Genomic DNA, 26,834 nt, shown 5'->3' with positions numbered 1-26,834 from the left:
CCCTGCTCAGAGCCGACATTTAGGATTGACTGTATTAGGCTACGTTCGCCTCAATAAGGCTCGACTTGGATGACAATGCCCTCTGACCAGGCATATTGTCCTCACCATGAGCGCAGACATCAAAGAAACGAACCACACCAAGTTCCACGCACTTCTTCGCGACCAGATCCGCAACGAGTTCAACGCCTCGCAGCAGTACATCGCCACCGCCGTCTACTTCGCCAATGTCGACCTGCCGCAGCTGGCCAAGCACTTCTACGCGCAGTCGGTCGAAGAGCGTAACCACGCGATGATGATCGTCCAGTACTTCCTCGATCGCGACATCACCGTCGAACTGACCGGTGTCGACGCGTCGAAGTCCGTGTTCACGGACCCGCGTGAGGCCATCGCCCTCGCACTGGCACAGGAAGAGACGGTCACCGAGCAGATCATCGCTCTGGCGAGCACCGCCCGCGAAGAGGGCGACTACCTCGGCGAGCAGTTCATGCAGTGGTTCCTCAAGGAACAGGTCGAGGAAGTTGCCAGCATGAAGACCTTGCTCAACATCGCAGACCGCGCCGGCCACAACCTGTTCGACCTCGAGCAGTTCGTTGCCCGCGAGATGAACACCAGCGTCGTCGCCGATGCAGGCGCACCCACCGTCGCCGGCGGATCGCTGTAATTTCGCTCCACGCGACACGCATCGACGAGTAACGCGAGAGATCTCGCGCTCATACGGGTGGTCGTCAGACAAGCAGCCCCTTGTCCGACGGCCACCCGACGTGCGTTTCGGTGCACCGACTTTCGGGCCGCCGCACCTCTCGGTTGAGCTCGACTGCTCAGCGCAGGGTGACCTGACGGCCACGAAGGCCGTCCCGCGAGCGCAGCTGCGCTCCCGTCAGCGGGGCGTCGACGGCAAGAGCCTCGTTCAGCTTCTCCCCGAATTCCTTTGTCGGAGCAGCCCATTCGGTGGGATGCATCTCCGGATCGAGATCGAACACCGGCACCAGCAACCCGTGCGTACGGAACGAGCCTGCATACCGCGAGCCCTCACCGAGATTCAAGTCTCCGGCAGCGTGCAACCGTGCGAGGGCGAGCATGACGTCGTCCTCGCTCTCCGGGCGAACCCACCGGATGTGCGCCTTGTCGCCGGCATCGACCCACCATGCTGCAACGACGCCGTCCGCCTCGATCCGCGCCGAGGGCATGATCGCCTGATTCGCGCGCTCCACGGTTGCGGCCACATCGGCTGCGGGAGTGGCACTTTCCGGGATCCACCAATTGAAATCCTGATGCACGGTAATCTCGAGGAGTGCGGACGGGTCGAGGACATCGGTCAATGCGGGGGTGTTCTCGTCCACCTTCGAGGCTTCGAGCGACTCACCTGCGGGGGCGGCGGCGACCCAGCCCAACGCGCTACTGATATCTGCTGCAACGTCTTTCGACTGCGTCTGAACCTGCAGGCCGACGAATCCTTCTACAGTGCCCGCCTCTTCACGTACCAGAGCGGCGACGGCTCCCGGCAATACCGTTGCCAGAGTGACGGTGCGGCCGCCGGAGGTGATCGGCGCGGTGGCGGTGGCCGACGGCACGAATTCGCGCAGCGCTACCAAGTCGCATTCTGCGGCCAGGCCCTCGAACGGCCGCGTCGTCCCCGACTCGAGGCTGGCGCGCTCGGCCTCACGCTGTGCGAGCTTGGCCGCCCGGTTGCTGTCCTGCTTCGGTCCGCTGTTTCTTTTGCTCTTACCCACGCCAGAAAACCTACACGTTCTTCGATTCCAGCCAGGCGCGCGTTCGTCCGGGATGGTTGGTCGCGATCCACCCGACACCGAGTTCGCGGCACAGGTCCACGTCCTCCTTCTCGTCGACCGTCCACACGTAACTGGCACGGCCCGACGCGGCTGCTCGATCGACGAGCGTCGGGTGCTCACGCAACGCCCGGATCGACGGACCGACCGCGGTGGCACCGACGGTCGTCGCTGCTCCGCCGCCCAGATAGTGCGAGCTGTCGCCGAGGAGGACCGTCGGAAGCATCGGTGCCGAGCGGCGCACTCGCCACACGGCCGAGGGCGCGAAAGACATGATGACCGCCCGTGAATGATCCGCCGAGGCAGGCGCGCCGATGCCGAAGTGGTGCAGCTCGGCCAGCACCGAGGCCTCGATCAGCGAGCCGTAGCGCACCGGATGCTTGGTTTCGATGAAGAGCTTGACCGGCTTGCTGGTCCAATCCAGAATCAGCGCGATCAGGTCGTGCAGCGTCAGAAGTTCGGCGGGTTCGTCAGCATCGCCGTAGTTCAACCGGGCGAGCTCGTCGAAGGTCATCTCGCTGACGATTCCGGTGCCGTTCGAGGTTCGGTCGACGCGGCGGTCGTGCACACACACGATGCGGCCGTCCTTCGTGAGCCGGACGTCGCATTCGACGCCGTCCGCTCCCTCCCGCAACGCGAGATCGTAGGCGGCGAGCGTGTGTTCCTTCTTCGCCGCAGATGCTCCTCGGTGCGCGACGACCAAAGGGCCGCGTCGGTCCGGGCTCACGAGACCGTCACCGCCCGGTCGTCCTTCTCGGCCCCGGAGTCCGCATGAGCTGCGTCGGTCTGCTCGGTCTCGGTCTGCTCGGTCTCGGCCTCGGCCTGCTCGGTCTCGGACTGCTTGGCCTCGGACTGCGTGGTCTTTCGCTCGACGCTGGGTGCGATGACCCAGCGGGTGGGACGAGACAGCGCCGAACCGCGTAGGGTGCGGCCCTCGAGTCGGCGCATGACGGCCAGGGTCAGCACCGCGGAAACTGCGGCCACGAGCGCCACGACGGCGGCGAGCAGAACGCCGTCGGCGCGGGCTTGCAGTGTGTTGCGCAGACTCCACAGCACCTGCACGACGACCAGCGCGTTGCTCGTCGCCCAGACGGCCCACCAGATCCGGATCAAGGTGAGCTCGCGGTACACGTCGCCGTCGGATTCGGCTCGGAGGCGCACGATCTCCGTCAGGTACACCCCGGGCATCACGATCCGAACCAGAGGCAGCATCGAGAGCAGCAGCATCCATCGCACCGACCGCGGCTCGGTCGCACCGACCGATGCGTAGGCCAGCCGGCGTTGCCGAATCAGCCAGCAGGACGTCGTGATCAGCGCGAGCAGACCGACGATGAGCGCGCCGACCTGTGCGAAATAGACCAGCGCATCGGAAATTGCCAGCGTGATCGGCGACAGCAATCGGGTGCGGTTGTACAGCAGAATTCCGTAGCGAAACAGCTCGGCGAACGCCGCCAGCCCCAAGAGCAGCGCCGTGATCCAGACGAACGTCTGCGCGTTGGCTGCGTACTGCTCGACGCGGCCGGCGGGCGTGTGTGCTGCGGGGTCGCGTGGGGTGTCGCGCAGTCCCCACGTGGGCGTCGAGTCGTACCGCGGAGTGGGGGTCGGTACCGCGACCCGGGCGGGACCGACGGCTTTGCCCTTCGACGACGCAGGCCGCGCAACCCACCGAAAATTGCGGCGGCCCTGTGCCGGTGCCCGAGCGGACACCGGCGAGAGCAGCACGCCGTGGCAGCGGGGGCACCACGTACCCGGCCGTGCGCCGACCGCCCAGCGAGTGCTGCAGCGGGCGCAGACCTGGAACGCCTGTGCGCGCCCCTGCGGTGCCGACATCTAGATGATTCTCGCTTCGTCCGAATCGTCGTCGCGCTGGATCGGCCTACCGGCGGCATGCCAGTCGAGCATCCCGCCCTCGACGTTGATGGCCTCGTAGCCCACGCGATTGAGGTATTCGACGACCCGAGCCGAGCGCCCGCCGGCTTTGCAGACGACGTAGATCTCGGATTGGTTGTCGATTTCGCCTGCTCTGGACGGAATGTCGCCCATCGGGATGTGCACGGCACCGGGTGCATGTCCGGCCTGCCACTCGTCGTCTTCTCGGACGTCGAGCAGCACTGCCGCTTCCGGGAACGGCACCGGAAGGCGGTCTACGGTGACGGCGGGCGACTGCTCGGGGTGAGACACCTCTCGATCTTGTCACGGGTGCGATCGCGACTGCCACTCGTGCCCGCCTGACGATGGACGGCCCCAGCTATGACCTACGTCACTTTGGCTCACGAAAGTTATCCACAATATCCACAGGTTGATGCACAGAATCGGGGCCCGTGCCGGTTTCTATCCACAGGTCACGGCCTCACAACTGATTGCCGGTGTATCGAGTACCAACGAAGGCTGTGGATCGATCGTGATTTGACACAGCTGTTGTCTGCGGTCGTTTGTCCAAGCTGATTACCCTGGCAAACATGACTTCTCACTCCTCGGTCGAGCTACGCGTCTTCACCGAACCGCAACAGGGCGCCACCTACGACGACCTCCTCCGGGTCGCCACAGCCGCGGAGGAATTCGGCTACGGTGCCTTCTTCCGATCCGACCATTACCTCGCAATGAGCGGCGACGGGTTGCCCGGCCCCACCGACGCGTGGATCACCCTGGCCGGCCTGGCTCGTGAGACGTCGACCATCCGGCTCGGCACGCTCGTCACCTCCGCCACATTCCGCTACCCCGGCCCACTCGCCATCAGCGTCGCGCAGGTCGACGCCATGAGCGGTGGCCGCGTCGACCTGGGGTTGGGTGCCGGCTGGTTCGAGGACGAGCACAAGGCGTACGGCCTGCCGTTCCCGGCGCTCGGTGAACGCTTCGACCGACTGGAAGAGTCCCTCGCCGTCATCACCGGGCTGTGGGAAACACCGGCCGGCGAGACGTTCTCGCACCCGGGAACCCACTACCCCGTCACCGATTCCCCCGCCCTCCCCAAGCCCGTCCAATCGCCGCGTCCACCCATCCTCATCGGCGGCGGAGGCAAGAAGCGCACCCCGGCCCTGGCCGCGAAATACGCGGACGAATTCAACATCCCCTTCGCCTCGCTGGCCGACACCGAAACACAGTTCGGACGCGTCCGCGCCGCCTGCACTGCCGCCGACCGTGACCCCGATTCCCTCGTCTACTCCAACGCACTCGTCCTGTGCTGCGGCCGCACCGAAGAGGACATCGCCCGACGCGCAGCCGCCATCGGCCGCGACGTATCCGAACTCCGCGAGAACGGGGCCGCGGGAAGTCCCGCCGAACTGGTCGACAAAATCGGCCGCTTCGGGGCCATCGGCGCGACTCGCGTGTACCTGCAGACCCTCGACCTCACCGATCTCGATCACCTCGAACTGGTCGCCTCCGAAGTCATCCCGCAGCTCTGATCTCCCCCGCCTCCCATCCGCCCCAGTCCACTCAACGTGACATTGACCCCCGAAAAGGCCACCAAATGTCACATTGACTACCCAGCAGGGGCGAGTAGCCGGCGAGGCCGACACCCGGGTGATGTCGGTCGACCGCAGATGTCGGGTCGGCGGGAGATCGAGCGCAGTCGTGGCACCCCAGTCCACTCAACGTGACATTCACCCCCGAAAAGGCCACCAAATGTCACATTGACTACCCAGCGGGGGTGACTACCCAGCGGGCTGGGTCAAGCGGCAGATCGGGTGCGTAGTTGTCGGTAGCGCGTACTGATGTGTCGTGCTGCGGGCAGTTCGATCCAGCGGTAGATGATTTCGGCGAGTGCGGCGGTGCCGGTCAGGAAGGTCAGGACGGCCGCGGTGGGTCCGAAGTGCGGTTCCACGGCTGCGTAGATGCGGTAGAGCACGAGTGTGTGGATCAGGTAGATGGCGTAGCTGCGGGTGCCGATCCAGCCGATGATGGGCCAGCGGGTGATGGGTCCGTCGTATCGGGCCAGGATCAGCACGGTGCCGGTGACGACGAGCAGTGACCACAGGTAGGTCTCGCCCATCCAGAAAGTGTGGACGTCGATGGCGAGGCGGATCACTTCGATTTGTGCGACGACGCCGATGACGATCCAGCGCCAGGTGACGAGTTTCGCCCAGCCGAGGTAGAAGATCTGGCCGAGGAACAGGGTGGGCAGTACTCCGGCGACTTTGGTGAGGAACGGGATGGTGTACGGCTGGGGCAGGTAGAGGTTCCAGAGGATGACCAGTGTGCAGAGTGCGGCTCCGATGAGGGGCACGGTGATCGGGCTTGCGCGTAGTGCCGAGCGCATTGCGACGCAGTAGAGGTAGAACACGATCTGCACGACGAGTGTCCAGGTGACGCCCAGTACGGCGACCTCGGGTCGGAGGAAGAAGCCGCCGAGGAAGAAGCTGAGTACGGCCTCTCCGTTGCTGATTCCGGGTTGTCCGCTGAACATGCCGTTGACGCCGAGTTTGACGAGTACGACGGCCAGGGCGATGGCGAACCAGAGGGCGGGCACGAGTCGGGCGAGCCGCGCGACCATGAAGTCCCGACGCGATTGCCGCATGGCGGATCGGGTGATGAGCAGTCCGGTGAGCAGCATGAACATGCTCACGCCCACGAAGGAGAGGTGGAGGTTGAGGCCGATGTCGTCGATGAGGACGAGGTTGACGATGTCGAGCATCCACCAGTCGCCGCCGACGTCGTCGAGTAGGTAGAACGAGATGTGCGAGTAGAGGACGGCGCAGACGGCGATGACGCGCAGGAGATCGGCACCGTTCATCTGGACGCGGGGCGCGGTCACGGCCGGTGCGGCGGCGGACTCGTCGACCGAATTTCGGTTCGGACGGTCCCCTTTCACACCCTCGAGTTTAGGTTCCGTTCATGGTGTGGACCAATTCGGCGCTGTTACGCAACTATTTCGTGACAATCGCAGGTTTTCGCAGCCCAGGAATTCGACTGTCTTGTTCACGTGGATTTATTCCGAGAAAAGCATCTCGGTTACAACGGTTGCACAAGGGGTAGGAATGAGATTGGGTTGAACCCTACGAAAGATCCGCAGTAGGACGAACGTGCCCGCATCACGCGATGGGCACGGCGTCGTTAGAGAAGGGAACCACGTGTCCGAGTACACCTTGCCCGACCTTGATTTCGATTACTCCGCCCTCGAGCCGCACATCTCGGGCGAGATCAACGAGCTCCACCACTCCAAGCATCACGCCACCTACGTCGCCGGTGCCAACACCGCACTCGAGAAGCTGGCTGCAGCCCGCGAGGCCGAGGATCACGGCAGCATCTTCCTGCTGGAGAAGAACCTCGCGTTCCACCTCGGTGGCCACGTCAACCACTCCATCTGGTGGAAGAACCTCTCGCCCAACGGTGGCGACAAGCCAGAAGGCGAACTCGGTGCCGCGATCGACGACCAGTTCGGTTCGTTCGACAAGTTCCGCGCACAGTTCACCGCTGCTGCCAACGGCCTGCAGGGCTCCGGCTGGGCAGTGCTCGGCTACGACTCGCTGGGCAAGAAGCTCCTCACCTTCCAGCTCTACGATCAGCAGGCCAACGTGCCGCTGGGCATCATTCCGCTGCTGCAGGTCGACATGTGGGAGCACGCCTTCTACCTGCAGTACAAGAACGTCAAGGCCGATTACGTGAAGGCGTTCTGGAACGTCGTCAACTGGGCCGACGTCCAGGCTCGTTTCGAGGCCGCCACGTCGAAGACCCCGGGCCTGATCTTCCCGTAGGTTTCGAGATTGCCGCACGACGCGCAATCGCAGACAGGGCCACCGCGTTCGACGCGGTGGCCCTGTCGCATTTCGAAGGTCACGCCCTCCCGGCGGCGGGCACCGACCCGATGGTCGTGACGCCGTGGTCCGGTCTCGCGACGTCCTCGGAACGGCAGGTCGTTCGGCGCGGGGGCTCGGGATCGGGTGTCACGTGTACCTGCACGCTTCCCGACGTCGTCACCACCACAACATCCGACGCGGCGCCGGACGACGTGACATCGGACGGGTGGACGTCGTCGATTCCGGTGAGCCCGTATTCGGTTCGTACTGCGTGTTCGGCGATCTGGGCGACGGTGTCGTCGGTGCAGCGGCCTCGGTAGTGGCGCAGCGTGAGATGCCCGCGGTCGTGGTCGTCCACGACGGCCTGCGCGTTGGTCGGTTCGAGGTTGCCGTAGTAGCTGCCGTCCGGCAGGGCCACCATGCCCGCTGCGTATCGATCCCCGCCCAGGTGCGTCGATTCCCATACCCGCTCGCTGGGTCCGGCGAGGGCCGCCGCCACCGGCCGACCGAGCACCGCGCAGCACGGATCCTTCTTTCCGTGCGTGCAGACGAGGTAGAGCCGCTGGTCGACGCGAGTCCCGATACCAGGTGGGGTGCCCGCCGCGGCGGCTTCTAGAGGTAGTTCGAGTATCTGCTCGACGGTGTCGACCGTGTATTTCTCCAGCCACGGGCCGCGGCGACCCGAGTGCGCGAGAAACACCTGTCGCGTCTCGGTGGGTTCACGCCTGCCGTGCGTTTCTCGCACCAGTTGCGGGCGTATCCCGACGGCCTTGCAGCGACGCGAGAGTTCGGTGCCGATTCGCCCCAGCGGCCCGTCCGGCCCCCACGGTTCGCGCCCCCACGGGCCTCGGTGCTCGATCAACACCCAGCCGTGTGCGCGTGCAGCTGTCCCGCGCAGCGATTCGTCGTTCTCGCGCGCCACTGCAGCGCAGCCGACCCAACGTTCGGATGCCGGCACGTCAGCCCCCGATTTCGGTCGCGGTCTCGACCAGGGCCTGGGCGGTCAGCACGTTGCCGAAGAGAAAATCCTTGGACGGCAGCTCGGTCACCCGAGCTCCGAGACCGGTGAAGAGCGGGTTCTGTCGCAGTTGCGCCACGGCGTCCTCCGTCCCGGCATCGGTGAGCAGAAGGATGTCGTCGGCCGCCAGCACGTCGATCAGTTCCGGGCTGACGTCGACCGTCTGCACCGCGTCGGATCCGCGATCCTGCTGTGCGGGCGCGCGGTAGCCCAGATCGGCCAAGACGGCGTAAGGAAACGATCCGTCCTGCGTCATGTACCGCAACGAGTCGGTGCGCACTCGCGCGACGGTCAACGTGCTGTTTTCCCGAGGTGAGCGTGACTCGGATTCGTCGACCGCCTGTCGATAGTCCGCCAGCAAACCGTCGGCGATCTCCTGCCGATCGAAGATTCCCGCCAGCTGCTGCAAGGTGTCCTGCCATGAGGCCGGGGTGTATTCCACGACGACGGTCGGCGCGATCGGGGCGACCCGGTCGTACAGCGCTCGGTTGTCCTCACCCGTTGTTCGCATGACGATCAGGTCCGGTGCGGCGGCCGTCAGAGCCTCCATGTCGACGTCGGCGTCGACGGATCCGATGTCGATCGGTTCGGTGGTGAGCCGATCCCGGACGACGGGTGCGTAGTCACCGGTGAGCGGCGGCTTCACTGCCGCGACGGGCTGGATGCCCAACGCGACGACGGCTTCCAACGTGCGGTCGCCGTCGAGCACGGCCACGCGCTGTGGATCGACGGGAACGCTCGTCTCACCGAATGCATGCTGCACGGTGCGAACATCGCCGCCGGTCCCGCCCGGGGTCGATGCTTCCCGACTGCATGCGGCGACACTCAGCAGTAGCGCAACGGACAGCAACGAGACGACGGTTCGCCGGGCGGATCCTCTGTTTTTCACCGCAGCAGCGTATCGGCTGGCGAGCCGCCGTGGGCCGGCTACGTTTTCGGCTGGCACTCTCCCCATCTTGTGTGCCAGCCGTTTTCGGGTCATTCTTCTCCTTACCCAACGTCGTGTACCCGGCTTCTGCCTCGTACCTGTCTGGGAGGGATGCGCAATGGACGATCGAGATCTCATCGGTGTCTCGCCTTTTCACGCCGCCGGTCTACTGCGCGGGTTCGTGATCTCCGGTCGTTGGCCGGACACCACCAAGGAGTGGGCTCAATTCCTGGCGCTGGCCGTCCGGGTCGCGTCGATGCCGGGTCTGTTGGCGACGTCGACGGTGTTCGGGGTGCGGGAGGAGCTGCCCGAGGATCCGGAGCCGGGGACGGTCGGCCTGGTGTTGGCCGAGGGACCGGTGATCGGAGATTTCGCGTTGGCTCCCGGGCGGTTCTCGGACCATCAGCCGGCCGCGTTGCTGATGCTGCATCCACCGTCGGAGACGACGCCCTCTCTGCCGGAATGTGCGGGCGCGGCGTCGGGTTGTGTTCTGCTGCCCGGTCTTCCGCATCTGGGCCTCGATCACCGGGCCGCGTGGGTGGAGGCGGAATCCGACGGCACCGTGACGTCGATGATCAGTCGGGTCGGCCTCGATCCGATCAGCGATCCCGACACCGCAGTTTTGGCGATGCTCCTCGCATCCTGACCGCTCCCCGTACACGATTTTTCGGGTCCCCAAACTTATTGGCGCATTGGACAATTGGAGAAACGGCACTTAAAGTCGTCTGCAGCGAAGGGGAGTAGCCCCCAATCAACGTGTCGACATACTGGTCGTTTTCCACGACCCGGCACCTGAACCGGTACTTCCGGTGGGCGAGACCTTCGGTCCGTTCGACGACCGAGGAGTCTGCTGTGCTGTCCGCTCTACTGTTGAGTTTCGCTGTCATTTTCGTGGCCGAGCTGGGTGACAAATCCCAGCTGATGGCCATGACGTTCGCCTTGCGCTACAAGTGGTACGTCGTCATCGGCGGCATCACGGTGGCCACGACCGTCGTGCATCTGGTCTCGGTCGCCGTCGGCCATTTCCTCGGTGTGTCCATCCCCACCGAAGCCATCTCGATCGTCGGCGGGCTCGCGTTCGTCGTGTTCGGTCTGTGGACCCTGCGCGGAGATTCGCTGTCCGACGACGAGGGTGCCAAGGCGTCGCGAGTCACCAAGTCGGCGTTCCTGGCCATCGCGTCCGCGTTCTTCCTCGCCGAACTGGGCGACAAGACGATGCTGGCCACCGTCACTCTGGCCGCCGACAACGATTGGGTCGGAGTGTGGATCGGCTCGACGGTGGGCATGGTCGCCGCCGACGCCCTCGCTATCGTGCTGGGTGCCGTTCTCGGAAAGCACTTGCCGGAACGGATGATTCAGTACGGTGCGGCCATTCTGTTCTTCGTCTTCGGCGCGGTCCTGTTCTTCGAGGGCCTGATGCCGGGTACGTCGGCTCCGTACGTGGCGGCCGCAGTCGTGGTGGCGATCTCGGCCCTCGTCGTCGCCGCTGCGTTCGTCCGACGCTCCCGCAGCGACGCACCGCAGGAAGTGGAGAAGCGCAGCACCACCGAAGACGTCTGACCTTGGTTTACACTCCTCGCGGAGGGGTGAATGAACGACAACCTGCAGGCGACGGGTAGCGACGCGGCACACCGTTCGACCGATCGGCTCATCAGGATCTTCGGCCGGTTCGTCGGTACCGGCTACGCGGCATATCTACTGCTGCTCGTTCCCGACATCGCGCGCAGCAGCGTCACCGTCCCCGGGTGGTGGACCCCGGCCGCCGTGATCGTCGTGTTCGGTACCGGTCTCGCGTTCGGAGCCTTCACCTTTCACCCGAGCATCAGGGTCAGCCAGGTTGCGGGTTCGATCGCAGCGTTGGCATTCCCGGTCATGGCCCTGCTGTGGTGGGTGGCCTGGGACGGGACCACCTTCGATCGGAGCGGAATGTTCCTGTCCGCATTCCCCGGCCTGGCCTCACTCGCGGCCGCGACCGTGTGGCGACCCATCCCGGCATTCGTGCACACGGCCGTCTCGGTGGTGATCGTGCAACTGATCAATCAAGCTGTGCGAGAGCCGTTTCCTCGCAGCAACATCATCGCCGAAATATTCTTCGGGCTGATGTTCTGCACGGTGTTCGTCGCGGCGACTCTGGCCGCACTGCGTACCGGTCGCATTCTCGACGCCACCATCAGCGCCACCCACGGCGATGCCGCACGGGCGGCTGCGGCGAATGCACGCGAAGTCGAACGGGAACGGTTCGACGCCCTCATCCACGACGAGGTCATGTCGTCACTGCTGGCGGTCGCTCGCCAGGGCCGCACTGCCAGCCTGGCCCGTCAAGCACGTTCGGCATTGGCCCATCTGGACGGACTACACACCGACACTGCGACACACGATTTCACCGTCGACGACACGATCGCTCTGATGCGGGCCTCCGCATCGACAGTCGACGAGTCGATCGATTTCAGGGTCCGCGAGGACCCCGCCGATTCCTCGGCGAACTACCCTGCCGATGCGGTCCGGTCGATCGCGGGCGCACTAGCAGAAGCACTGCGCAACAGCGTCGTTCACGCTCAGGCGTCGACCAGATCGGTGACGGTCTCGCTGGCCCCGTCGGCACTGCGAGTCATCGTGCGAGACAACGGTATCGGCTTCGATCGACGCTCGGTGCCTCCGCACCGACTCGGCGTCGCCGTCAGCATCGAGGGGCGGATGCATCAGCTCGACGGCGGTTCGGCCGAGATCGACACCTCCCGCCGCGGAACCACTGTGCGATTGAGCTGGGCGCGATGAACGGCGAGGATGTTCGCGACCTGCTGTCGATGAAGTCGGGGGCCGCGTACGCAGTCGCCGGCTTCTACATCCTCGCGTGCGCCGTGTGTGCGTCGGCGACGCTGAAGGGTATGTCCGCGGTGTGGCCGCCGTTCGTCTCGGTGCTGGTGTTCTCGGCCGCGGTCATCCTGCTGCTCAGAGCGCCGGGGGATCCGCTGAGCCCACGGTCCACGGCGTTGCTCACAGTGTCCGGGCCGGTGGCCGCGTCGTTCGTCTTCGCCGTGGTGCCGGTGCCGCTGACCGGCAGTCTGCAGTCCTGGCCTCTGGGTATGTCCGTCGTGATCTACACGTTCATGTGTGTCCGTGGCCGCACGCCGGCCGCGTGGTTCGGACTCGCGCTCACGATGTCTGTCGTCGTCGGTTGGGCAGCCTGGACGGGTCAAGGCGCACTGTTCGGGTTGTCGTTCAGCGCCATCAATATTGCTCCGTTGTTGATGGCGACGTTCTTCGCCTTCACCATCCGACCCCTCGGTGCAGCGATCTTCGAGCTCCGTGAACAATCCACCATCCGCATCGCCGCCCAGGCCGCCGCTGCGGCGGTACTCGAAGAACGTGACGCCCGCCTGGCCAGTCTCGATACGCTCGCCCGCCCGCTCCTGCAGCGCATCGCGGACGGCCCCGATCTCACCGACGAGGAAGTCCTGGCGTGCCGACTCCTCGAAGCCGAGCTCCGCGACACCCTGCGGGCTCGCGGGCTCGTACTGCCCGAGTTGGCCAGAGCGGCACGCTCGGCTCGCGCCCGTGGCGTCGAGGTCACGATGCTCGACGACCGAAGCCCCACAGCATTGAGCGAGAAGGTCCGCAACGACATCGCGGCGGGGGCGTCGAGCAGTCTGGACGGTGCCGTGACGGGATCGGTGACGGTTCGCCTGCTGCCTCCGGGCAGACCGGCCGCGGCGACGATCCTGCTCGACGACCTCGGTGACGGCGCTCAGCGAGTCGAGTACGACGACTCCGGCCGCATTCTGCCCTGATCGGCGGGTGCCTGGGAGTGGGGTGAGGTCCCCCGCCGGTTATGGTGCAGAACACAGCGTGGTCGCTGCCTGTGCCGCGACCCGACACCGCTAACGAAGGGGATCGTACGACGTGGAGATTTCAGGAACAGCAGCACTCGTCACCGGTGGCGCGTCGGGCCTCGGAGCAGCAACCGCAGCACGTCTGGCAGGCGCGGGCGTCACGGTGTTCGGTCTCGATCTGCCGCAGTCCATCGAGCGCGCCGGAGACAGTGTCCCGGACGGCGTGACCCTCATTCCCGCCGACGTCACCAGTGAGGCCGAGGTGGAGGCCGCACTGGACACGATCGTCGAGTCCGGTGTGCCGCTGCGCATCGTCGTCAACTGTGCGGGCGTGGGCTGGGCGGGTCGCATCCTGTCCAAGAAGGGACCGCACGATCTCGAGCTGTTCCGCACGGTCATCACCATCAACCTGCTCGGCACGTTCAACGTGATGCGGCTGGCCGCCAACCGCATTCAGTCGCAGTCCACCGTCGACGACGCCGGCCAGCGCGGCGTTGTCATCAACACCGCATCGGTCGCCGCGTTCGAGGGTCAGATCGGCCAGATCGCCTACACCGCCTCCAAGGGCGGCGTGCACGCGATGACCATCACCGCGGCCCGTGACCTGGCCCAGGTCGGCATCCGCGTGAACACCATCGCCCCCGGCATCGTCGACACCCCGATGCTCGCCGGTGTCACCGAGGAATACCGTCAGGGCCTCGAGGCGTCCGTGCCCTTCCCGTCGCGTCTCGCGCAGCCCAGCGAGTACGCCCAGCTGGTGCAGATGATCGCCGAGCACGACTATCTCAACGGCGAAACGATCCGCATGGACGGCGCGATCCGGATGGCACCGCGCTAGAAGTCCTTTCGCGTGTGGCCCCGACTTCTCGGGCGCGGGGTCACACGCGAGCGCGCAGGTCCGCCACGGTCGGGATCTCGTGCTCGGCGCGGTCGGACATCCACTCGCGCAACACTTTGGTGGCGAGCACATCGTCCTCGTTGTAGACGAGTAGCCGTTCTCGCTGGGTGTGATCGGGATCGGCGTCGTATCCGACAGCCTCGCGGTACCAGCCCATCGACGCCTCGCCGCCGGCTTCCTCGTCGCGCCAGGAGAATCCGGCCACCGGGGCAATCTTCTTCAGCCCCTTGCCGTTCGGGCAGATGAACTGGTCACTGACGGCCTGATAGATATCCACCCACTGCTCGCTGTCGATGAATTCGCGTATCTGCGCCTCGGTGGGCACTCCGGGGACGTCGGCGAAGCGTCGGGCCGAGTCGAGTAACCACTTGTCCTCGGCTTGTCTCGAATAGCAATACGCTGCAAAGGTTTTGCCGCGAGCCGCGGCATCGGCTCGCGTGTCCATCAACCAGTTCCAGAACACCGCGAACGAGCGTCCCTCGTCGCCGGTGGGCAGCGGATCCCACGTGACGAAGCCGCGATACTCCGGCGGCGGTCCACCTGCCTCGGTGAGGAGCGTGCCCCACAGGTACGCGCCGTGCTCCTGATAGCTCTCCATGTCCACGTCCACCTCCACGTCGGCGCGGTGGACCGTCACGGTCTCCGATCGACGCAGCAGCGGCACGTCGGCACGCCAAGCCAGCGCCGCGGACACCGCGTCGTCGAAGTTGCCGAAGGGCCACTCCTCGGGAGCCGGACCGGTCCATTGCGCCAGTTCGTCGATCGTCCGCACTCCAGCGCTGCGCAGCACGTCCGCTCGAGATCCCGATGCGACGAGTGAGACGTCGCGGGCCGCCACCAACTGCGGCTTGCAGTCGAACCACCAAGCACACGAACGGCATTCGCTGATCTGCGAGGGAACGGTCACCGCGTCACCGCTCGCGACAGCGAGCCGGTCCGCGAAGCGAATGTCGTATTCGTCGAGCGCGGCAGTCAGGTCGTGTACCAACACGCACTCTCCGCGATAACCCACTGCGCCCCCGACCGGGGTAGCCGTGGCCAAGCCCTCGTGGGCGAGCATGCGGTACAGGTGCGCGAGGCGGAGCTGATCGCGCAGCTGGCTGCGCACCTTGCGGGTCTCGTCGACGGCCGGAGCCCAGTGCGTGAGCGGTGTGGTGCGCGCACCGCGCCCGGGGTCGGTCACCTTGTGATTGACGACGATCACCGGAATGTAGCCGCCCGACGCGTCACGCACGAGAAGCTCGCTCCGTCCGCGGCGGCCGGTATCGCGTTCGAGTGGCAGAACTGCATTCCAGATACGTTCGACGCCTGCGCGGCAGGCCGCGACGGTCGCATCGGCCGCAGCACGGGCCGTGGGCTCGTCGATCTCGGTCCACTGCATGGGGTCGGCCGCTGCCAACTGCGCGCGAATGTTCTCGCGATGCGCCTGGGCCGCCTCTCGGCGTTGCCGCACCCCGGGATTCTCGGGTTCACCGCGCAGGAGCGCCCCGTAGGCGGTGTCGAGATAGAGCCGGTGCCGACATCGCGTCAACGATCCGGCGTCGAGCAGCACAGGTGCGTGCGACGCTGCCGCATCTCGTTGACCGTTCACACCGCTAGACATTAGGTGAGCCCTCCGACAGCCGAAGAAGAACAGCTGCCTATCAGGCGGGAGTGGAGCCTGCGGAATGACCCATTAGGCTGTGTGGAACGCACCGTTACCGCCTAGCAGCACATGTCAGGAGCCTTGTCGATGGGTCTGTTCCGTAAGCGCAAAGGTCGTGCCACTCGCAAGGCGGAGGCGAAGGCCCTCAAGCACAAGGCCACTCTGGAGGCGAAGCTCGGCGCGAAGAACGAGCGCAAGCAGCTGAAGTCGATCGCCAAGGCGCAGCGCAAGCTCAGCGCGGTGGAGGCGAAGTCGCAGAAGAACGTCGAGAAGGCGCAGGTCTCGGCGTTGCGGGCGCAGCAGAAGGCGGCTGCGGCCGGCACGCTGAACGTGGCTCAGATTCGTAAGTATCTCGGTATTGCTCGGCTTCTGCTGCCGGTGCTGGCTCCGATCGCCTACCGCGCTGCCACCGTCGTTCGTGGGCAGCTCGACAACCGCAAGGCGCAGCAGCTGGGTGTCGCACCCGACCAGCTGAGCGAGTACTCGGGCCACGGCGGCAAGCTCAGTGCCCGGATCGCCGGTGCCGAGAAGTCGCTGAGCACCATCGGATCGCGTCATTCGGATCCGGAGACCAAGAGTTTCGGTGCCGCGATCAGCGAGCGTCTCGACGATCTGACCACCGCTGTCCGCGCCGCCGAGCAGATGCCGCCCGCACGTCGCAAGACTGCCCACGCCGCCATTTCCGCTGAGCTCGACGGCATCGAAGCGGACGTGCTCGCTCGCCTCGGCGTGCGCTGATCTCACCGACCATCCGATGACCGACGGCTCTGCTGCACCGCTTCGCGGCGGAGCTGTCGGTACGGTCACCGCCGCGCTCGCGGTGGCTGCACACGGAATGGCGGGCGGCGGCTATCTCAGCGGATCGGGATTGGCTCTGCTGATCGTGGTCAGCCTCGGCGTCGGTGCCATGACTGCCGTTCCGCGTCGCTCGACCGTTCTGTTGCCCGCCCTGATGGGTGGCCAACTCCTCGCTCATACCGCACTGAGCCTGAGCGACATGGCCGGCATGTCGGGCTCGTCACACAGCCATTCGCTGCTGCCCAGCGCCGCGATGATCGGCTTTCACGCGGCCGCGTCGCTGGTCGCCGCGCTGTTGATCGCCGCAGCCGAACGTCTCTACGGCCCGATCACATCGATCGTTCGTGCCGTTCTCGCGCTCCTCACTCCCCTGCCCGACGGTTCTGCTGTCGGTCGCGTCCGGTTCTCCGTCGCGATGCCGTCGGCGCACGGTATTGCCCTGGACTGGGCCATTTCTCGTCGTGGGCCCCCGATGTCGGTCAGCTCGTAACTCTGATCCGACATCCCCTTTCACCTTCGTACAGAAATGACCCAACAATCATGAAGAGTTCCATTTCGCGTGCCTTGTTCGTATCCGGTGCCACCGTCGGCGCACTGCTGATCGGCGCAGGCGCAGCCTCCGCCCATGTGGTCGTCTCCGCGCCCGACGCCGCGCAGGGCGGCTACTCGGTCCTGACGTTCCGCGTCCCCACCGAGTCCGATACCGCATCGACCAACTCGGTCAAGGTCACCTTGCCCGGCCTCAATTCTGCTCGCACCCAGCCCATTCCGGGGTGGACGTCCACCGTCGAGAAGGACTCTGCCGATCTCGCCGTGTCGGTGACGTGGACGGCGAATCCCGGTGCCGAGGTCGGTCCGGGCCAGTTCCAGCAGTTCCTGCTCTCGGCGGGGCCACTGCCCGAGCAGGAGACCGTGTCGTTCCCGGCCACGCAGACCTACACCGACGGTGAGGTCGTCGAGTGGAACGAGCCGATGACCGAGGACGGCAGCGAGCCCGAATTGCCCGCTCCCACACTGACCCTCGCAGCATCGAGCGGTGACGCGCACGGCGGAGCCCACGCCGAGACGACGGACGCAGCCGAGCAGACGTCCACGTCCTCCTCGGACACCACCGCCCGTTGGATTGCCGGTGCCGGGCTCGTTCTCGGTGCCGTCGGCGCCGGCCTTGGCATCGGTGCAACCGTGCGGAGCCGACGCTCGTGAGGGCGCTGACCGTGTCCGCCAAAGCGGTGGTCGTATCGGCGGTGGCCTTGCTGGCACTGCTGATCGCGGCTCCGATGGCCTCGGCTCATTCGCAGGTCACCGGGTACAGCCCGGCCGACGGCTCCTCGCTCGACGCATCTCCGGCGACGGCATCGGTGACCTTCAACGAGGTGCCGCAGTCGCAGTTCGCCACGCTCAACGTCGTCGGCCCCGACGGCAACATCTGGTCGAAGGGCGATGCTCGCATCGAGGGCCAGAGCGTGGTCGTCGATGTCGGTGATCTGGGCCCTGCCGGCGAGTACACCCTCGCCTACCGCATCACCTCGGCAGACGGTCATCCGGTGAGCGGCACGGCCACGTTCACGCTGACGCAGGAAGGGTCCGGAACACCCGGGGCACCGGCCGATGCGTCGGGTACCTCGGAAGAGTCCGAGGACGGGTTCCTCGGCGGCTACGGTCCCATCGTGCTGGTCGTGGTTGCGGTCCTCGCCTTCGGTGGAGCGTTGGCATTCGCACTGCGTAAGCCGAAAGACCAGCGTAAGCCAGAAGACCAGCGTAAGCCGAAGAGCGAGAAGTAGATCCGACGTGGCTGCGGTGAGCGAGAGGAGCGTTCGGCTCGTGCTCGCCGCCGCAGCCTCGGCGGTGGTGGGGGTCGCGGCAGCGTTCGCACTGGCGTACCCCACCTTTCCCAGCGGGTCGTCGTGGCTCCGCGTCATCGCTGTCGCGTCGGGCTCGGTGGTGTTGGGGTTCGGAATTCTCGCTGTCCTGGACGGTAATTCCGCATCTCGACGCCCCGCCCTCGACTCGCTGGTGATGTGGCGGTCGATCGGGTTCCTGTCGGGTCTGTGGGCGGTGGCCGAGTTCGTCCTGTTGGCAGCGGCCGCAGCCGAGGCCGAGGGCCGAGCAGTGACGGCGCTGTCGCCGAGTGCATTTGCGGCCTTCGTCGCGTCGATCTCCGTCGGTCGACTCGGCGCGACGACGGTGCTCCTCGCGCTCGTTCTGTGCGCCATGGGCGTACTCGGATATCGACGAGACGCATCCTGGTCCCCGGTTCCCGTGGTCACACTGGCGGCGCTGGCCCTGGTCGCGCGACCGATCACCGGACACATGTCGCAATTCGCATTCGGGTCCATTGCCGTTGCCGTTCATGTGGTGTGCGCCTCGGTGTGGCTCGGTGTGCTCGGCGCGATGGCGCTGAGTCTGCGGACCAAGACAGCGTGGGCGACGCTTTTACCGGCCTATTCCCGGATCGCGCTGTGGTGCGTCGTCGGGGTGGCCGTGACCGGCGTATTCGACGCGGTCCTGAAGTTGGAGAGCCCGGCCGCTGCGATCGAGACAGGTTACGGCCGAATCGTTCTCGCCAAAGTCGTGATGACCGTGATCCTGGTGGCCGTGGCATCTCGGATCCGCCGCACGTGGTTGCCGACCGCCACTGCGCACCGCTCCACGGCGGACTACTCGGTGGGACGAGCTGCCGCTCATGTCTGTCTGCTGACGGTGGCGTTCGGACTGGCGGCGGCGCTGGCGACCACGGCCTAAGCGAGTCTGTCGGGGCTCTGTACTAGCCTGAGTGCATGCCGAAGTTGACTGTGGTGCCGGGTGGTTCCTCGGTGTCCGCGCGCGATCGGATTCCCACGGTCGCCGAGTTCTTCGCCGGTATCGGTTTGGTGCGAATGGGCCTGGAGCAGGCCGGTTTCGAGGTGTGCTGGGCCAACGACATCGAGCGCGACAAGCACCATATGTATCGCCAACACTTCGGTGACGACGCGGCCCATTTCCAGCTTGGGGACGTCGCCGGCACGCGCGGCGACGATCTGCCGGACGGTCTGTCGTTGGCATGGGCGTCGTTTCCGTGCACGGATCTGTCGTTGGCCGGGGGCCGGGCCGGTCTCGCGGGCAAGAACTCCTCGACATTTCGGCACTTCACTCGGGTGTTGGACGAAATGGGTGACGGTCGTCCCGAGGTGGTCGCGCTGGAGAACGTCGTCGGTCTGGCCACCAGTCATGGGGGCGACGATCTGGCGGCCGCGGTCCGTGAGCTCAACGAACTCGGCTATTCGGTGGACGTCCTCACCATCGATGCTCGACGGTTCGTCCCGCAGTCCCGTCCTCGTTTGTTCCTGATCGGTGCACAACATCCGCCGGAGGATGCCCGCGATCCCAACAGCGAACTGCGTCCGGATTGGTTGCAGGCGGTCTACGGCGATTCGACGCTGTCGACGCATCGGGCTCCGCTGCCCAGCCCGCCGATCCCGTTGACCAGTGGTCTCGGCGATCTGGTCGAGCGGATGGATTACCGCGACGAGCGCTGGTGGGATGCAGACCGCACCGAGGCGTTCGTACGCTCGTTGTCTCCGATTCAGTTGCAGCGCATCGCGATTCTGAAGAAGGCACGCAAGGTCAGTTACCGCACCGCCTACCGTCGTACGCGCAATGGCGTCGCTGTGTGGGAGGCCCGCCCCGACGACATCTCCGGCTGCCTGCGCACTGCGCGCGGTGGGTCGTCGAAGCAGGCGGTGGTCAAAATCGGCCACGGCCGGTTGCAGGTGCGCTGGATGACGCCTCTCGAGTACGCCCGCTTGATGGGAGCCGGCGACTACACACTCGGCGGTCTGCGGAACAACCAGGCGCTCTTCGGTTTCGGTGATGCGGTGTGTGTTCCGGTGGTCGCGTGGCTGGCGGAGCACTACCTGATGCCCCTGGTGAACGGGACACTCGGTTCCATCGCGCCGAATGCGACTGCTGCGCATGTCCAGTCACGGTAAGTCCTCGCTGCGGGCGTCGGCGGTCGCGCCGCGCAAGAGCAGTCTGCCTGCGGACGATGTGCAGTCATTTCGAGCTGCACTGCGAGAAGTGCTGAGCGAGAAGGACGATCGAGGACGCGTCTGGTCGGCGGCCAAGTGGGGCGTGTATGCGTTCTACGACTACGACGGCGAGCCGATCTACGTGGGGCAGACCAAGGAGAAGCTCAGCGTTCGGGTGCAGCGGCATCTGACCAATCAGCGGACCGACGCCGTCGCGATGCGAGTGCTGGACGTGTTCGAGGTCGCGGAGATCGAGATCTGGCCGCTCTGGCAGTACGAGGACCTCAAGAAGTCCGACGGCGCAGAACAATTCCGCGCAGCCGAACGCGATTTGAACGCCCACGAGTACACGGCGTACCTCGAGGCCATCGACAGGTCGCGTCACAAGGCAATTCTGAACGAGAAGATCCCGCCGGTCTCCGAGCCCATCACTCTGCCTGCGTCACTGCGGCGGTCGCTGATCTCCGAGCAGATCCGAATAGAGCGCGGGCACCCCGACATTCGGATCGCGCGGCGCGCGGAGACCATCTCCCGATTGGCTGCGGTCACTCGCGAGCGCGGCGAGGTGTCCGAGGGTCTGCGACGCGTCCTGGTGGTGCAGGCGGTGCGGCTGGCGTATTTGTCTGCAGAGCGACTCGCCTTCGTCGAGGGTCACCCCATTCCCGATCCCGCGGCCATCGACGTCACCGCCCTGGTGGGTTCGGTGCTGCACGAACGTAGCGATCCCGAAGATCCAGACGACCCCGGAGACCCAGAGGACCTACCCGAGCCCGACGCCGAGCTGGACCTGTTCAGCGACTACTGACTCCCGTCGCCGTAGGCTCGACCTGTGCCGCTTCCCCCTCACGTTGCCGATCTCACCAGCATCGATCTGTTGCTGTCGGTGGCAGAGCTCGGCAGCATCGGCCGTGCCGGACACGCCCACGGCATGTCGCAGCCCGCGGCAAGTTCTCGCATTCGCGCGCTGGAGCGTCGCGTCGGAGCGCCGTTGTTGAAGCGGGGCGCACGCGGAACGGTGCTGACCGAGTTCGGCGAGCTCGTCGCGAGTTGGGCAGCGCCGGTCGTCCGGTCGGCAGAGGACTTGGCGACGGCGATCGCCACGCTGCACGCCGAGCGCATCGGTCACCTGCAGATCGCGGCCAGTCAGACTGTCGCCGAATATCTTCTGCCGAGATGGCTGGTCACACTGCATACAAAATTGCCCCAGATCGTGCCCACGCTGAGCTCGGGCAATTCGGCGGTGGTCGCCGCGACGGTGCTCGCCGGAGACGCAGACCTGGGGTTCATCGAAAACCCCAGTGTCCAGGCCGAACTCACGTACCGCACCGTCGCAACCGACGAACTGGTTCTCGTCGTGGCACCCGGACATCCGTGGGCACACACTGCACCGTCGACCGCGCAGGTAGTCGAGACGGCGCTGGTCACCCGCGAGGCCGGGTCGGGAACCAGGTCCGTGTACGAGAGTTCGGTTGCTGCAGCAGGTTTCGGCCCGCCCACGACTCCTCTACTGGAAGTGTCGTCGACGACGGCTATCAAGTCCGCTGTGGCGGCGGGGATCGGCGGTGCCGTCCTCAGTTCACTGGCCGTCGCGACGGAGCTGGCGGCGGGCAGTCTGATCGGAGTGCCGCTCCCCGATCTGTCCCTGCACAGAGACTTGCGCGCCATCTGGCGATCGGGCCGTGAGCCCAGTGGCCCGGCCGCAGAACTTCTGACGGTCGCAGGGTCCATCCAGCCATAATCTCCGGTTATGACTGGATGGCGAATTGCTGCCTACCGGACATGGGCCGCGTCGCGCACAGTGAAGTCATGACCGTCCTCGAGTCCGTCTCGTATGCACCCCGGCTGTCGCGCAGGCGGACCGTCGAGCACATCACCCCCAACTGGTTCGCCGCCGTCATGGGAACCGGCATCGTCGCCACCGCGGCCGCCACACTTCCCGTCGACCTTCCTGCGTTGCACGTCTTCGCCGTCGTCGTATGGGTACTCGCTGCCGCAGCACTCGCAGTGATCGGCGCGGCGTTCGTGCAGCATTGGATCGGTTACCGCGCACGCGCAGTCGACTACGCGCAGCACCCGGTGATGATGCAGTTCTACGGCGCACCGCCCATGGCCTTGCTCACCGTCGGTGCCGGGGCCGGCCTTCTCGGCGGAGACCTCATCGGTCCCACGGCGGCCACGGCACTGTTCGCAGTCCTGTGGGTCGTCGGCACGATCACCGGCCTGCTCACCAGCGTCGCGGTGCCGTTTCGCATGGTTACGGCCGGTCCCCGAGAGCAGGTCACGGCATTGCCGGCGTGGTTGATGCCCGTCGTCCCGCCGATGGTGTCTGCATCGACCGGAGCGTTGTTGCTTCCGCATCTGCCCGACGGCCAGTGGCGGTTGGCGCTGCTGTGCGCGTGCTACGCGATGTTCGGGCTGTCGCTGATCGTCGGAATGCTCACCATGACGTTGATCTACGGACGCCTGCTGCACGGCGGTCTGTCGTCCGTCGACGCGGCTCCGACGGTCTGGATCACGCTGGGGTTGATCGGCCAGTCGATCACGGCGGCGAACCTGCTCGGCACCGATGCATCGATGGTGTTCACCGGTCCGCAGTCGTCGATCGCCGTCGGGCTGCACGTCGTCGGGATCGGCTACGGACTGATCATGGGCGGATTCGGCGCGCTGATGTTCGCACTGGCCACTGCCCTGACCGTGCACGCGGCGCGCAAGAAGATGAGCTTCTCACTGACGTGGTGGTCGTTCACGTTCCCGATCGGCACCTGCGTCACCGGAGCGACCGCGATGGGCAATGCCCTCGATTTCGGCGCGGTCCGTGCCCTTGCCGTACTCCTGTACGTCGTGCTCGTGACGGCCTGGATCACTGTCGCCACTCGAACTGTCCGAGGCGTGTGGCGAGGAAACCTGCTGCAGCCCAGCTGATCTCACATGTGCGCGAGCACGTTCACCACGTTGCCGCCCGCGTCTCGGAAGAAGAATCGGCGCACGCCCCACTCCTCGTTGGTGATCTCGTACACGATCTCGAGATGTGCACCCACCGCGGCGCGGTAGGCCGCGTCGACGTCGTCCACTTCGAGAGACGCGGACGGATTCACCGGACCGGTGGGGTCGACGGTGATCAGACTCAGTTGCGCGTTGCTGTACCCCGGTGACGCAAGTGTGGCGATCCAACCGTGGTTCATCACCACCTCCATGCCGGTGACCTGGACATACGCGTCCAGCGCCGCATCGAGATCGGTGACCGTGAGCAGGGGCATCGCGCGCACAACGTCCATGTTCGGACTGTATCGCCCTCCCCTGGGCCCGGGATCGGCTCCCCAGTTTCGGATTTGTGCCGCCGATCGCAGGCTGGAATCCAGATCGGGGGAGCCGATCCCCCACCTCGGCCCCACCTCGCCACGACGCTGTGACCCACCAGACAGGAATATTGTTTGCTTAGCGCATGTATGTATATATATGGTTGCAGACAGCAAGTAAATCGAACTCAGCGTTGGAGTACTCATGGCAGTTCAATCCACGACAGCGGAATCGCTCGTCGAAGAGGTTTTCCTCTTCGGGCGCACGCTGAAGCGGGCCGTGACCACCGGAGTCGAGGATTCACCGTTGCCGCAGGCGCTGACCGGAGTTCTGGCCATCCTCGCGACAGAGGGTGAATGCAGACAGACCGACCTCGCCAGCAGGCTCTGCGTCAGCCAGTCCGCCCTCAGCCGGCAGATCGCGGACCTGGTCGAACTCGGCTACATCGATCGGCATCCCGATCCGGACGACAGAAGAGCGTCCCGGGTCTGCGTGTCGGGCGAAGGCCAAGCTCGACTGAAACAGATTTGGGACAGGCGAGCTCGTCGCCTGGCAGAGATGTTGAGCGAATGGAGCGAAACCGAGGCGCTCGATGCCCTCGATTCCATCCGCAAGCTCAACGACACGTTCACCGAAGACGCCCACGCCCAGCACCAGGACGTGGCCCGCATTGAATTGATTGCGAGATAACCAATGACAACATCCGCGGAGAATCCGCCGAATCAGGCAGTCGCCGATCCCGATGCGATGACGCATCGCCAGATCCTCGAAGCCCTCACCGGTCTGCTGGCCGCGCTGTTCACCGCGCTGCTGAGCACCACCATCGTCTCGACCGCATTGCCGACCATCATCGGTGACCTGAAGGGTTCGCAGACCGCGTACGCCTGGGTCATCACCACCGCCCTGTTGGCCAACGCCGCGTCGACGCCCATCTGGGGCAAGCTCGCCGACCTGTTCAACAAGAAGGTCTTGGTCCAGAGCTCGATTCTGATCTTCGTCGCGGGCTCGCTCATCGCCGGCTTCGCGCACAACGTTCCGGTGCTGCTCGCCGCACGTGTGGTGCAGGGCATCGGCATGGGTGGCCTGACGGCACTCGTCATCGCCATCATCGGAACCATCGTCTCCCCGCGTGATCGTGGCCGCTACTCCGGTTACACCGGTGCCGTCATGGCCGTATCGATGTCCGGTGGCCCCATCCTCGGCGGCGTCATCGTCGACAGCCCCCTCGGGTGGCGCTGGTGCTTCTTCGTCTGCGTCCCGTTGGCTGTCATCGCCCTCGGCCTGCTGCAGAAGACGCTGCACATCAAGACCGTCCGCAAGGACAATGTCTCCATCGACTGGCTCGGCGCACTTCTGCTGACCGCAGGCGTGTCTGTTCTCCTCGTGTGGGTTTCGTTCGCAGGCAAGGCCGACTACTACGCCTGGATCTCTCGTGAGACCGCGTACCTCGTGGGCGGCGGAGTTGCGCTGCTCGTCCTGACGATCATCGTCGAGGCTCGGCACAAGTCGCCGATCATCCCGCTCAAGATCGTCACCGAGCGCACCACCGGCCTGGCCATCATCGCGTCCATCGCCGTCGGCGTCGGCCTCTTCGGAGCCACCACGTTCCTCGGCCAGTACTTCCAGACTGCTCGCGGCTACACCCCCACCGAAGCTGGATTGCTGTCCATCCCACTGGTATTCGGCATGCTTGTCGCCTCCGTGGGCTCCGGTCAGCTGATCACCAAGTTCGGTCAGTGGAAGCCGTTCATCGTTACCGGCTCCGTCCTGCTGGTCATCGGATTCCTGCTGCTGGGCACCATCGACCACGCCACCAGCCTGGTGACGGTCGGCATCTTCATCACCATCGTCGGTCTCGGTACCGGCATGCTGATGCAGAATCTCGTTCTCGCAGTGCAGAACACGGTCAGTGTGCAGAACGTCGGTGCAGCATCGTCGACGGTTGCCTTCTTCCGTACCTTCGGCGGAGCGATCGGCGTCTCGGTTCTCGGTTCGCTGCTGGCAACCCGGGTCGCCGAGAAGTCGGCAGCCGGTTTGGCGCAGCTCGGTGTGGACGGATCGGCCGGAGGCGGCGGATCCCTCGACCTCACGGCACTGCCTGCTCCGATCGTCAGCGTCATCCGCACCGCATACGGCGACGCGACCGGACGCATCTTCATGATCGCCGGCTTCGTTGCGATCGTCACGCTCATCGCAGTGGTCTTCATCCCGAATCGCCCGCTGCGCAAGACGATCGACATCGCGTCGGCACCGGCTCAGGGACCCGTTGCCGATCTGGACAAGACCGAACTGGACCAGAACGATCTCGACGGTGATGCTCAGGCACAGCCCGAGCGTCGGGAACAGCTCGCCGAGATCCCGTCCTTCGGGGCGACCCAGGATTACGTCGGAGCGCAGTACGGCAACGAACGGCGCTTCGAGCGTCGCAACGAAGGTCGCCACGAAGCTCAGCCGGGTCAGCGTCCCTTCGATGGACTGAGCACCGATGCCCGTGATCGACTGCTCACGCTGCTGCTGCCCCAGCCCGAGGACACGTTGACCGCACTCGACGAGGCCGAGGCCATTCGCGCCGAGGTGATCGAGCTGCAGCAGGAACTCGACGCCAAGATGCTCGACTTCGATGCAGTGTGCGAGCGACTTCGTCGACTCGGACTCAGCGAGCAGCAGGTGGCTCGGGTGTTGGGAGACAACCACATTCCCGACAGCCACAATCACTACGCCAACGCCGGACTGAACGGCCACAGCGTCAACTGATTCGACTCTGAACAGCGAAAGGCCCCGCACACCCGGAAGGCGGGTTCTAACGATCCCCGCAACACCCTCGATTTGAGGGAGTTGCGGGGATCGTGGCATGTGCTGGGTTGAAGGTGCGGTTTTTCGAGGCGTTGGAC

Annotated in this window: 28 protein-coding genes; 19 read left to right on the top strand and 9 right to left on the bottom strand. The window is 65.5% G+C overall.

Annotated elements, in window-relative coordinates; translation table 11 throughout:
- Nucleotides 1-106 precede the first annotated feature (106 nt).
- Entirely contained in the window at nt 107-661 is a 555-nt protein-coding gene (locus CH281_RS06115; RefSeq protein ID WP_027494851.1) for a ferritin, read from the top strand.
- Nucleotides 662-818: 157 nt separating this feature from the next.
- Here the strand turns inward: CH281_RS06115 and CH281_RS06110 are convergent, their stop codons facing one another.
- The 4 genes from CH281_RS06110 to CH281_RS06095 are packed head-to-tail and all read right to left on the bottom strand — an operon-like array spanning nt 819 to nt 3,968.
- Complete coding sequence (locus CH281_RS06110; protein ID WP_027494852.1) at nt 819-1,730, bottom strand: DUF5926 family protein; 912 nt, start codon at nt 1,728-1,730, stop codon at nt 819-821.
- 10 nt (nt 1,731-1,740) lie between these two features.
- A complete protein-coding gene (locus tag CH281_RS06105) occupies nt 1,741-2,514 on the bottom strand; it encodes a glycerophosphodiester phosphodiesterase (protein WP_027494853.1) in 774 nt (257 codons plus the stop codon).
- A complete protein-coding gene (locus tag CH281_RS06100; protein ID WP_094693428.1) occupies nt 2,511-3,617 on the bottom strand; it encodes a DUF4328 domain-containing protein in 1,107 nt (368 codons plus the stop codon). Before CH281_RS06100 ends, CH281_RS06105 begins: the two co-directional genes overlap by 4 nt.
- Entirely contained in the window at nt 3,618-3,968 is a 351-nt protein-coding gene (locus CH281_RS06095; RefSeq protein ID WP_027494854.1) for a rhodanese-like domain-containing protein, read from the bottom strand.
- Between the two features lie 278 nt (nt 3,969-4,246).
- Here CH281_RS06095 and CH281_RS06090 point away from each other — a divergent pair, with 278 nt between their 5' ends.
- Complete coding sequence (locus CH281_RS06090) at nt 4,247-5,191, top strand: LLM class F420-dependent oxidoreductase (protein WP_032407184.1); 945 nt, start codon at nt 4,247-4,249, stop codon at nt 5,189-5,191.
- 266 nt (nt 5,192-5,457) lie between these two features.
- Here the strand turns inward: CH281_RS06090 and CH281_RS06085 are convergent, their stop codons facing one another.
- The gene (locus tag CH281_RS06085; protein ID WP_256983376.1) at nt 5,458-6,597 is read right to left on the bottom strand and encodes an acyltransferase family protein; all 1,140 of its coding nucleotides are present in this window, start codon (nt 6,595-6,597) and stop codon (nt 5,458-5,460) included.
- A 259-nt stretch (nt 6,598-6,856) separates the two neighbouring features.
- Between CH281_RS06085 and CH281_RS06080 the strand changes: the two genes are divergently transcribed.
- Nucleotides 6,857-7,480 (top strand): superoxide dismutase, encoded by a 624-nt coding sequence (locus CH281_RS06080; RefSeq protein WP_019667073.1) that lies wholly within the window; start codon nt 6,857-6,859, stop codon nt 7,478-7,480.
- A 79-nt stretch (nt 7,481-7,559) separates the two neighbouring features.
- Here the strand turns inward: CH281_RS06080 and CH281_RS06075 are convergent, their stop codons facing one another.
- Together CH281_RS06075 and CH281_RS06070 are read right to left on the bottom strand one after the other, a co-directional pair.
- Nucleotides 7,560-8,480 (bottom strand): sucrase ferredoxin, encoded by a 921-nt coding sequence (locus CH281_RS06075; protein WP_094693426.1) that lies wholly within the window; start codon nt 8,478-8,480, stop codon nt 7,560-7,562.
- Nucleotide 8,481: 1 nt separating this feature from the next.
- On the bottom strand, nt 8,482-9,429 hold the full coding sequence (locus tag CH281_RS06070) for an ABC transporter substrate-binding protein (RefSeq protein WP_179274128.1): 948 nt from the start codon (nt 9,427-9,429) through the stop codon (nt 8,482-8,484).
- Nucleotides 9,430-9,586: 157 nt separating this feature from the next.
- On the opposite strand from CH281_RS06070, the gene CH281_RS06065 reads away from it, so the two are divergent.
- The 5 genes from CH281_RS06065 (at nt 9,587) to CH281_RS06045 (ending at nt 14,136) form a co-directional block, all read left to right on the top strand.
- Nucleotides 9,587-10,114 (top strand): hypothetical protein, encoded by a 528-nt coding sequence (locus CH281_RS06065; protein WP_027494858.1) that lies wholly within the window; start codon nt 9,587-9,589, stop codon nt 10,112-10,114.
- Between the two features lie 206 nt (nt 10,115-10,320).
- A complete protein-coding gene (locus tag CH281_RS06060) occupies nt 10,321-11,028 on the top strand; it encodes a TMEM165/GDT1 family protein (protein WP_032388118.1) in 708 nt (235 codons plus the stop codon).
- A gap of 312 nt (nt 11,029-11,340) precedes the next feature.
- Nucleotides 11,341-12,243, top strand: coding sequence for a sensor histidine kinase (locus CH281_RS06055; RefSeq protein ID WP_373453876.1), 903 nt, complete (start codon nt 11,341-11,343; stop codon nt 12,241-12,243).
- Nucleotides 12,240-13,256 (top strand): hypothetical protein, encoded by a 1,017-nt coding sequence (locus tag CH281_RS06050; protein ID WP_045841519.1) that lies wholly within the window; start codon nt 12,240-12,242, stop codon nt 13,254-13,256. Before CH281_RS06055 ends, CH281_RS06050 begins: the two co-directional genes overlap by 4 nt.
- Before the next feature lie 112 nt (nt 13,257-13,368).
- The gene (locus CH281_RS06045) at nt 13,369-14,136 is read left to right on the top strand and encodes an SDR family NAD(P)-dependent oxidoreductase (protein WP_027494862.1); all 768 of its coding nucleotides are present in this window, start codon (nt 13,369-13,371) and stop codon (nt 14,134-14,136) included.
- 40 nt (nt 14,137-14,176) lie between these two features.
- Here the strand turns inward: CH281_RS06045 and CH281_RS06040 are convergent, their stop codons facing one another.
- On the bottom strand, nt 14,177-15,799 hold the full coding sequence (locus CH281_RS06040) for a TM0106 family RecB-like putative nuclease (RefSeq protein ID WP_094693422.1): 1,623 nt from the start codon (nt 15,797-15,799) through the stop codon (nt 14,177-14,179).
- Nucleotides 15,800-15,928: 129 nt separating this feature from the next.
- On the opposite strand from CH281_RS06040, the gene CH281_RS06035 reads away from it, so the two are divergent.
- The 9 genes from CH281_RS06035 to CH281_RS05995 all read left to right on the top strand — a co-directional run bounded on the left by CH281_RS06035 (nt 15,929) and on the right by CH281_RS05995 (nt 23,568).
- Nucleotides 15,929-16,579, top strand: coding sequence for a DUF6474 family protein (locus CH281_RS06035; RefSeq protein ID WP_027494864.1), 651 nt, complete (start codon nt 15,929-15,931; stop codon nt 16,577-16,579).
- 16 nt (nt 16,580-16,595) lie between these two features.
- Nucleotides 16,596-17,129, top strand: a complete 534-nt coding sequence (locus CH281_RS06030) for a hypothetical protein (protein ID WP_094693420.1) — start codon at nt 16,596-16,598, stop codon at nt 17,127-17,129.
- Between the two features lie 50 nt (nt 17,130-17,179).
- On the top strand, nt 17,180-17,842 hold the full coding sequence (locus CH281_RS06025; RefSeq protein WP_094693418.1) for a YcnI family copper-binding membrane protein: 663 nt from the start codon (nt 17,180-17,182) through the stop codon (nt 17,840-17,842).
- Complete coding sequence (locus CH281_RS06020; RefSeq protein WP_027494867.1) at nt 17,839-18,420, top strand: copper resistance CopC family protein; 582 nt, start codon at nt 17,839-17,841, stop codon at nt 18,418-18,420. The genes CH281_RS06025 and CH281_RS06020 overlap by 4 nt, the downstream gene beginning before the upstream one ends.
- A 16-nt stretch (nt 18,421-18,436) precedes the next feature.
- Entirely contained in the window at nt 18,437-19,381 is a 945-nt protein-coding gene (locus tag CH281_RS06015) for a copper resistance D family protein (protein WP_256983374.1), read from the top strand.
- 35 nt (nt 19,382-19,416) lie between these two features.
- Entirely contained in the window at nt 19,417-20,607 is a 1,191-nt protein-coding gene (locus tag CH281_RS06010; RefSeq protein ID WP_256983373.1) for a DNA cytosine methyltransferase, read from the top strand.
- Nucleotides 20,591-21,451: a GIY-YIG nuclease family protein gene (locus CH281_RS06005; RefSeq protein ID WP_052054712.1), complete on the top strand. Its 861-nt coding sequence runs from the start codon at nt 20,591-20,593 to the stop codon at nt 21,449-21,451. The genes CH281_RS06010 and CH281_RS06005 overlap by 17 nt, the downstream gene beginning before the upstream one ends.
- A gap of 24 nt (nt 21,452-21,475) precedes the next feature.
- A complete protein-coding gene (locus CH281_RS06000; protein WP_032391161.1) occupies nt 21,476-22,384 on the top strand; it encodes a LysR family transcriptional regulator in 909 nt (302 codons plus the stop codon).
- Nucleotides 22,385-22,452: 68 nt separating this feature from the next.
- A complete protein-coding gene (locus CH281_RS05995; protein WP_094693496.1) occupies nt 22,453-23,568 on the top strand; it encodes a TDT family transporter in 1,116 nt (371 codons plus the stop codon).
- A 2-nt stretch (nt 23,569-23,570) separates the two neighbouring features.
- On the opposite strand, the gene CH281_RS05990 is transcribed toward CH281_RS05995, so the two are convergent.
- Nucleotides 23,571-23,921 carry a VOC family protein gene (locus tag CH281_RS05990; RefSeq protein WP_094693416.1) on the bottom strand — a complete coding sequence of 117 codons (351 nt, stop codon included), beginning with the start codon at nt 23,919-23,921 and terminating at the stop codon, nt 23,571-23,573.
- Between the two features lie 226 nt (nt 23,922-24,147).
- Between CH281_RS05990 and CH281_RS05985 the strand changes: the two genes are divergently transcribed.
- Nucleotides 24,148-24,633, top strand: coding sequence for a MarR family winged helix-turn-helix transcriptional regulator (locus CH281_RS05985; RefSeq protein WP_094693414.1), 486 nt, complete (start codon nt 24,148-24,150; stop codon nt 24,631-24,633).
- A gap of 3 nt (nt 24,634-24,636) precedes the next feature.
- Nucleotides 24,637-26,697: an MDR family MFS transporter gene (locus CH281_RS05980; RefSeq protein ID WP_094693412.1), complete on the top strand. Its 2,061-nt coding sequence runs from the start codon at nt 24,637-24,639 to the stop codon at nt 26,695-26,697.
- Nucleotides 26,698-26,834: the final 137 nt, after the last annotated feature.

The sequence above is a fragment of the Rhodococcus sp. 06-221-2 genome, from assembly GCF_002258365.1.
In the GTDB taxonomy this organism is placed as follows: Bacteria; Actinomycetota; Actinomycetes; order Mycobacteriales; family Mycobacteriaceae; genus Rhodococcoides; species Rhodococcoides fascians.
Note: the sequence above shows the minus strand (reverse complement) of the source record. Positions and strands in the feature narration are given on the sequence as shown.

Bases quoted from the DNA above. Each gene is read 5' to 3' on its own strand.
- CH281_RS06115 (WP_027494851.1), top strand. From the start codon at position 107: ATGAGCGCAGACATCAAAGAAACGAACCACACCAAGTTCCACGCACTT.
- CH281_RS06100 (WP_094693428.1), bottom strand. From the start codon at position 3,617: ATGTCGGCACCGCAGGGGCGCGCACAGGCGTTCCAGGTCTGCGCCCGC.
- CH281_RS06090 (WP_032407184.1), top strand. From the start codon at position 4,247: ATGACTTCTCACTCCTCGGTCGAGCTACGCGTCTTCACCGAACCGCAA.
- CH281_RS06065 (WP_027494858.1), top strand. From the start codon at position 9,587: ATGGACGATCGAGATCTCATCGGTGTCTCGCCTTTTCACGCCGCCGGT.
- CH281_RS06055 (WP_373453876.1), top strand. From the start codon at position 11,341: ATGGCCCTGCTGTGGTGGGTGGCCTGGGACGGGACCACCTTCGATCGG.
- CH281_RS06050 (WP_045841519.1), top strand. From the start codon at position 12,240: ATGAACGGCGAGGATGTTCGCGACCTGCTGTCGATGAAGTCGGGGGCC.
- CH281_RS06040 (WP_094693422.1), bottom strand. From the start codon at position 15,799: ATGTCTAGCGGTGTGAACGGTCAACGAGATGCGGCAGCGTCGCACGCA.
- CH281_RS06035 (WP_027494864.1), top strand. From the start codon at position 15,929: ATGGGTCTGTTCCGTAAGCGCAAAGGTCGTGCCACTCGCAAGGCGGAG.
- CH281_RS06030 (WP_094693420.1), top strand. From the start codon at position 16,596: ATGACCGACGGCTCTGCTGCACCGCTTCGCGGCGGAGCTGTCGGTACG.
- CH281_RS06025 (WP_094693418.1), top strand. From the start codon at position 17,180: ATGAAGAGTTCCATTTCGCGTGCCTTGTTCGTATCCGGTGCCACCGTC.
- CH281_RS06010 (WP_256983373.1), top strand. From the start codon at position 19,417: ATGCCGAAGTTGACTGTGGTGCCGGGTGGTTCCTCGGTGTCCGCGCGC.
- CH281_RS06005 (WP_052054712.1), top strand. From the start codon at position 20,591: ATGTCCAGTCACGGTAAGTCCTCGCTGCGGGCGTCGGCGGTCGCGCCG.
- CH281_RS05995 (WP_094693496.1), top strand. From the start codon at position 22,453: ATGACCGTCCTCGAGTCCGTCTCGTATGCACCCCGGCTGTCGCGCAGG.
- CH281_RS05990 (WP_094693416.1), bottom strand. From the start codon at position 23,921: ATGGACGTTGTGCGCGCGATGCCCCTGCTCACGGTCACCGATCTCGAT.
- CH281_RS05985 (WP_094693414.1), top strand. From the start codon at position 24,148: ATGGCAGTTCAATCCACGACAGCGGAATCGCTCGTCGAAGAGGTTTTC.
- CH281_RS05980 (WP_094693412.1), top strand. From the start codon at position 24,637: ATGACAACATCCGCGGAGAATCCGCCGAATCAGGCAGTCGCCGATCCC.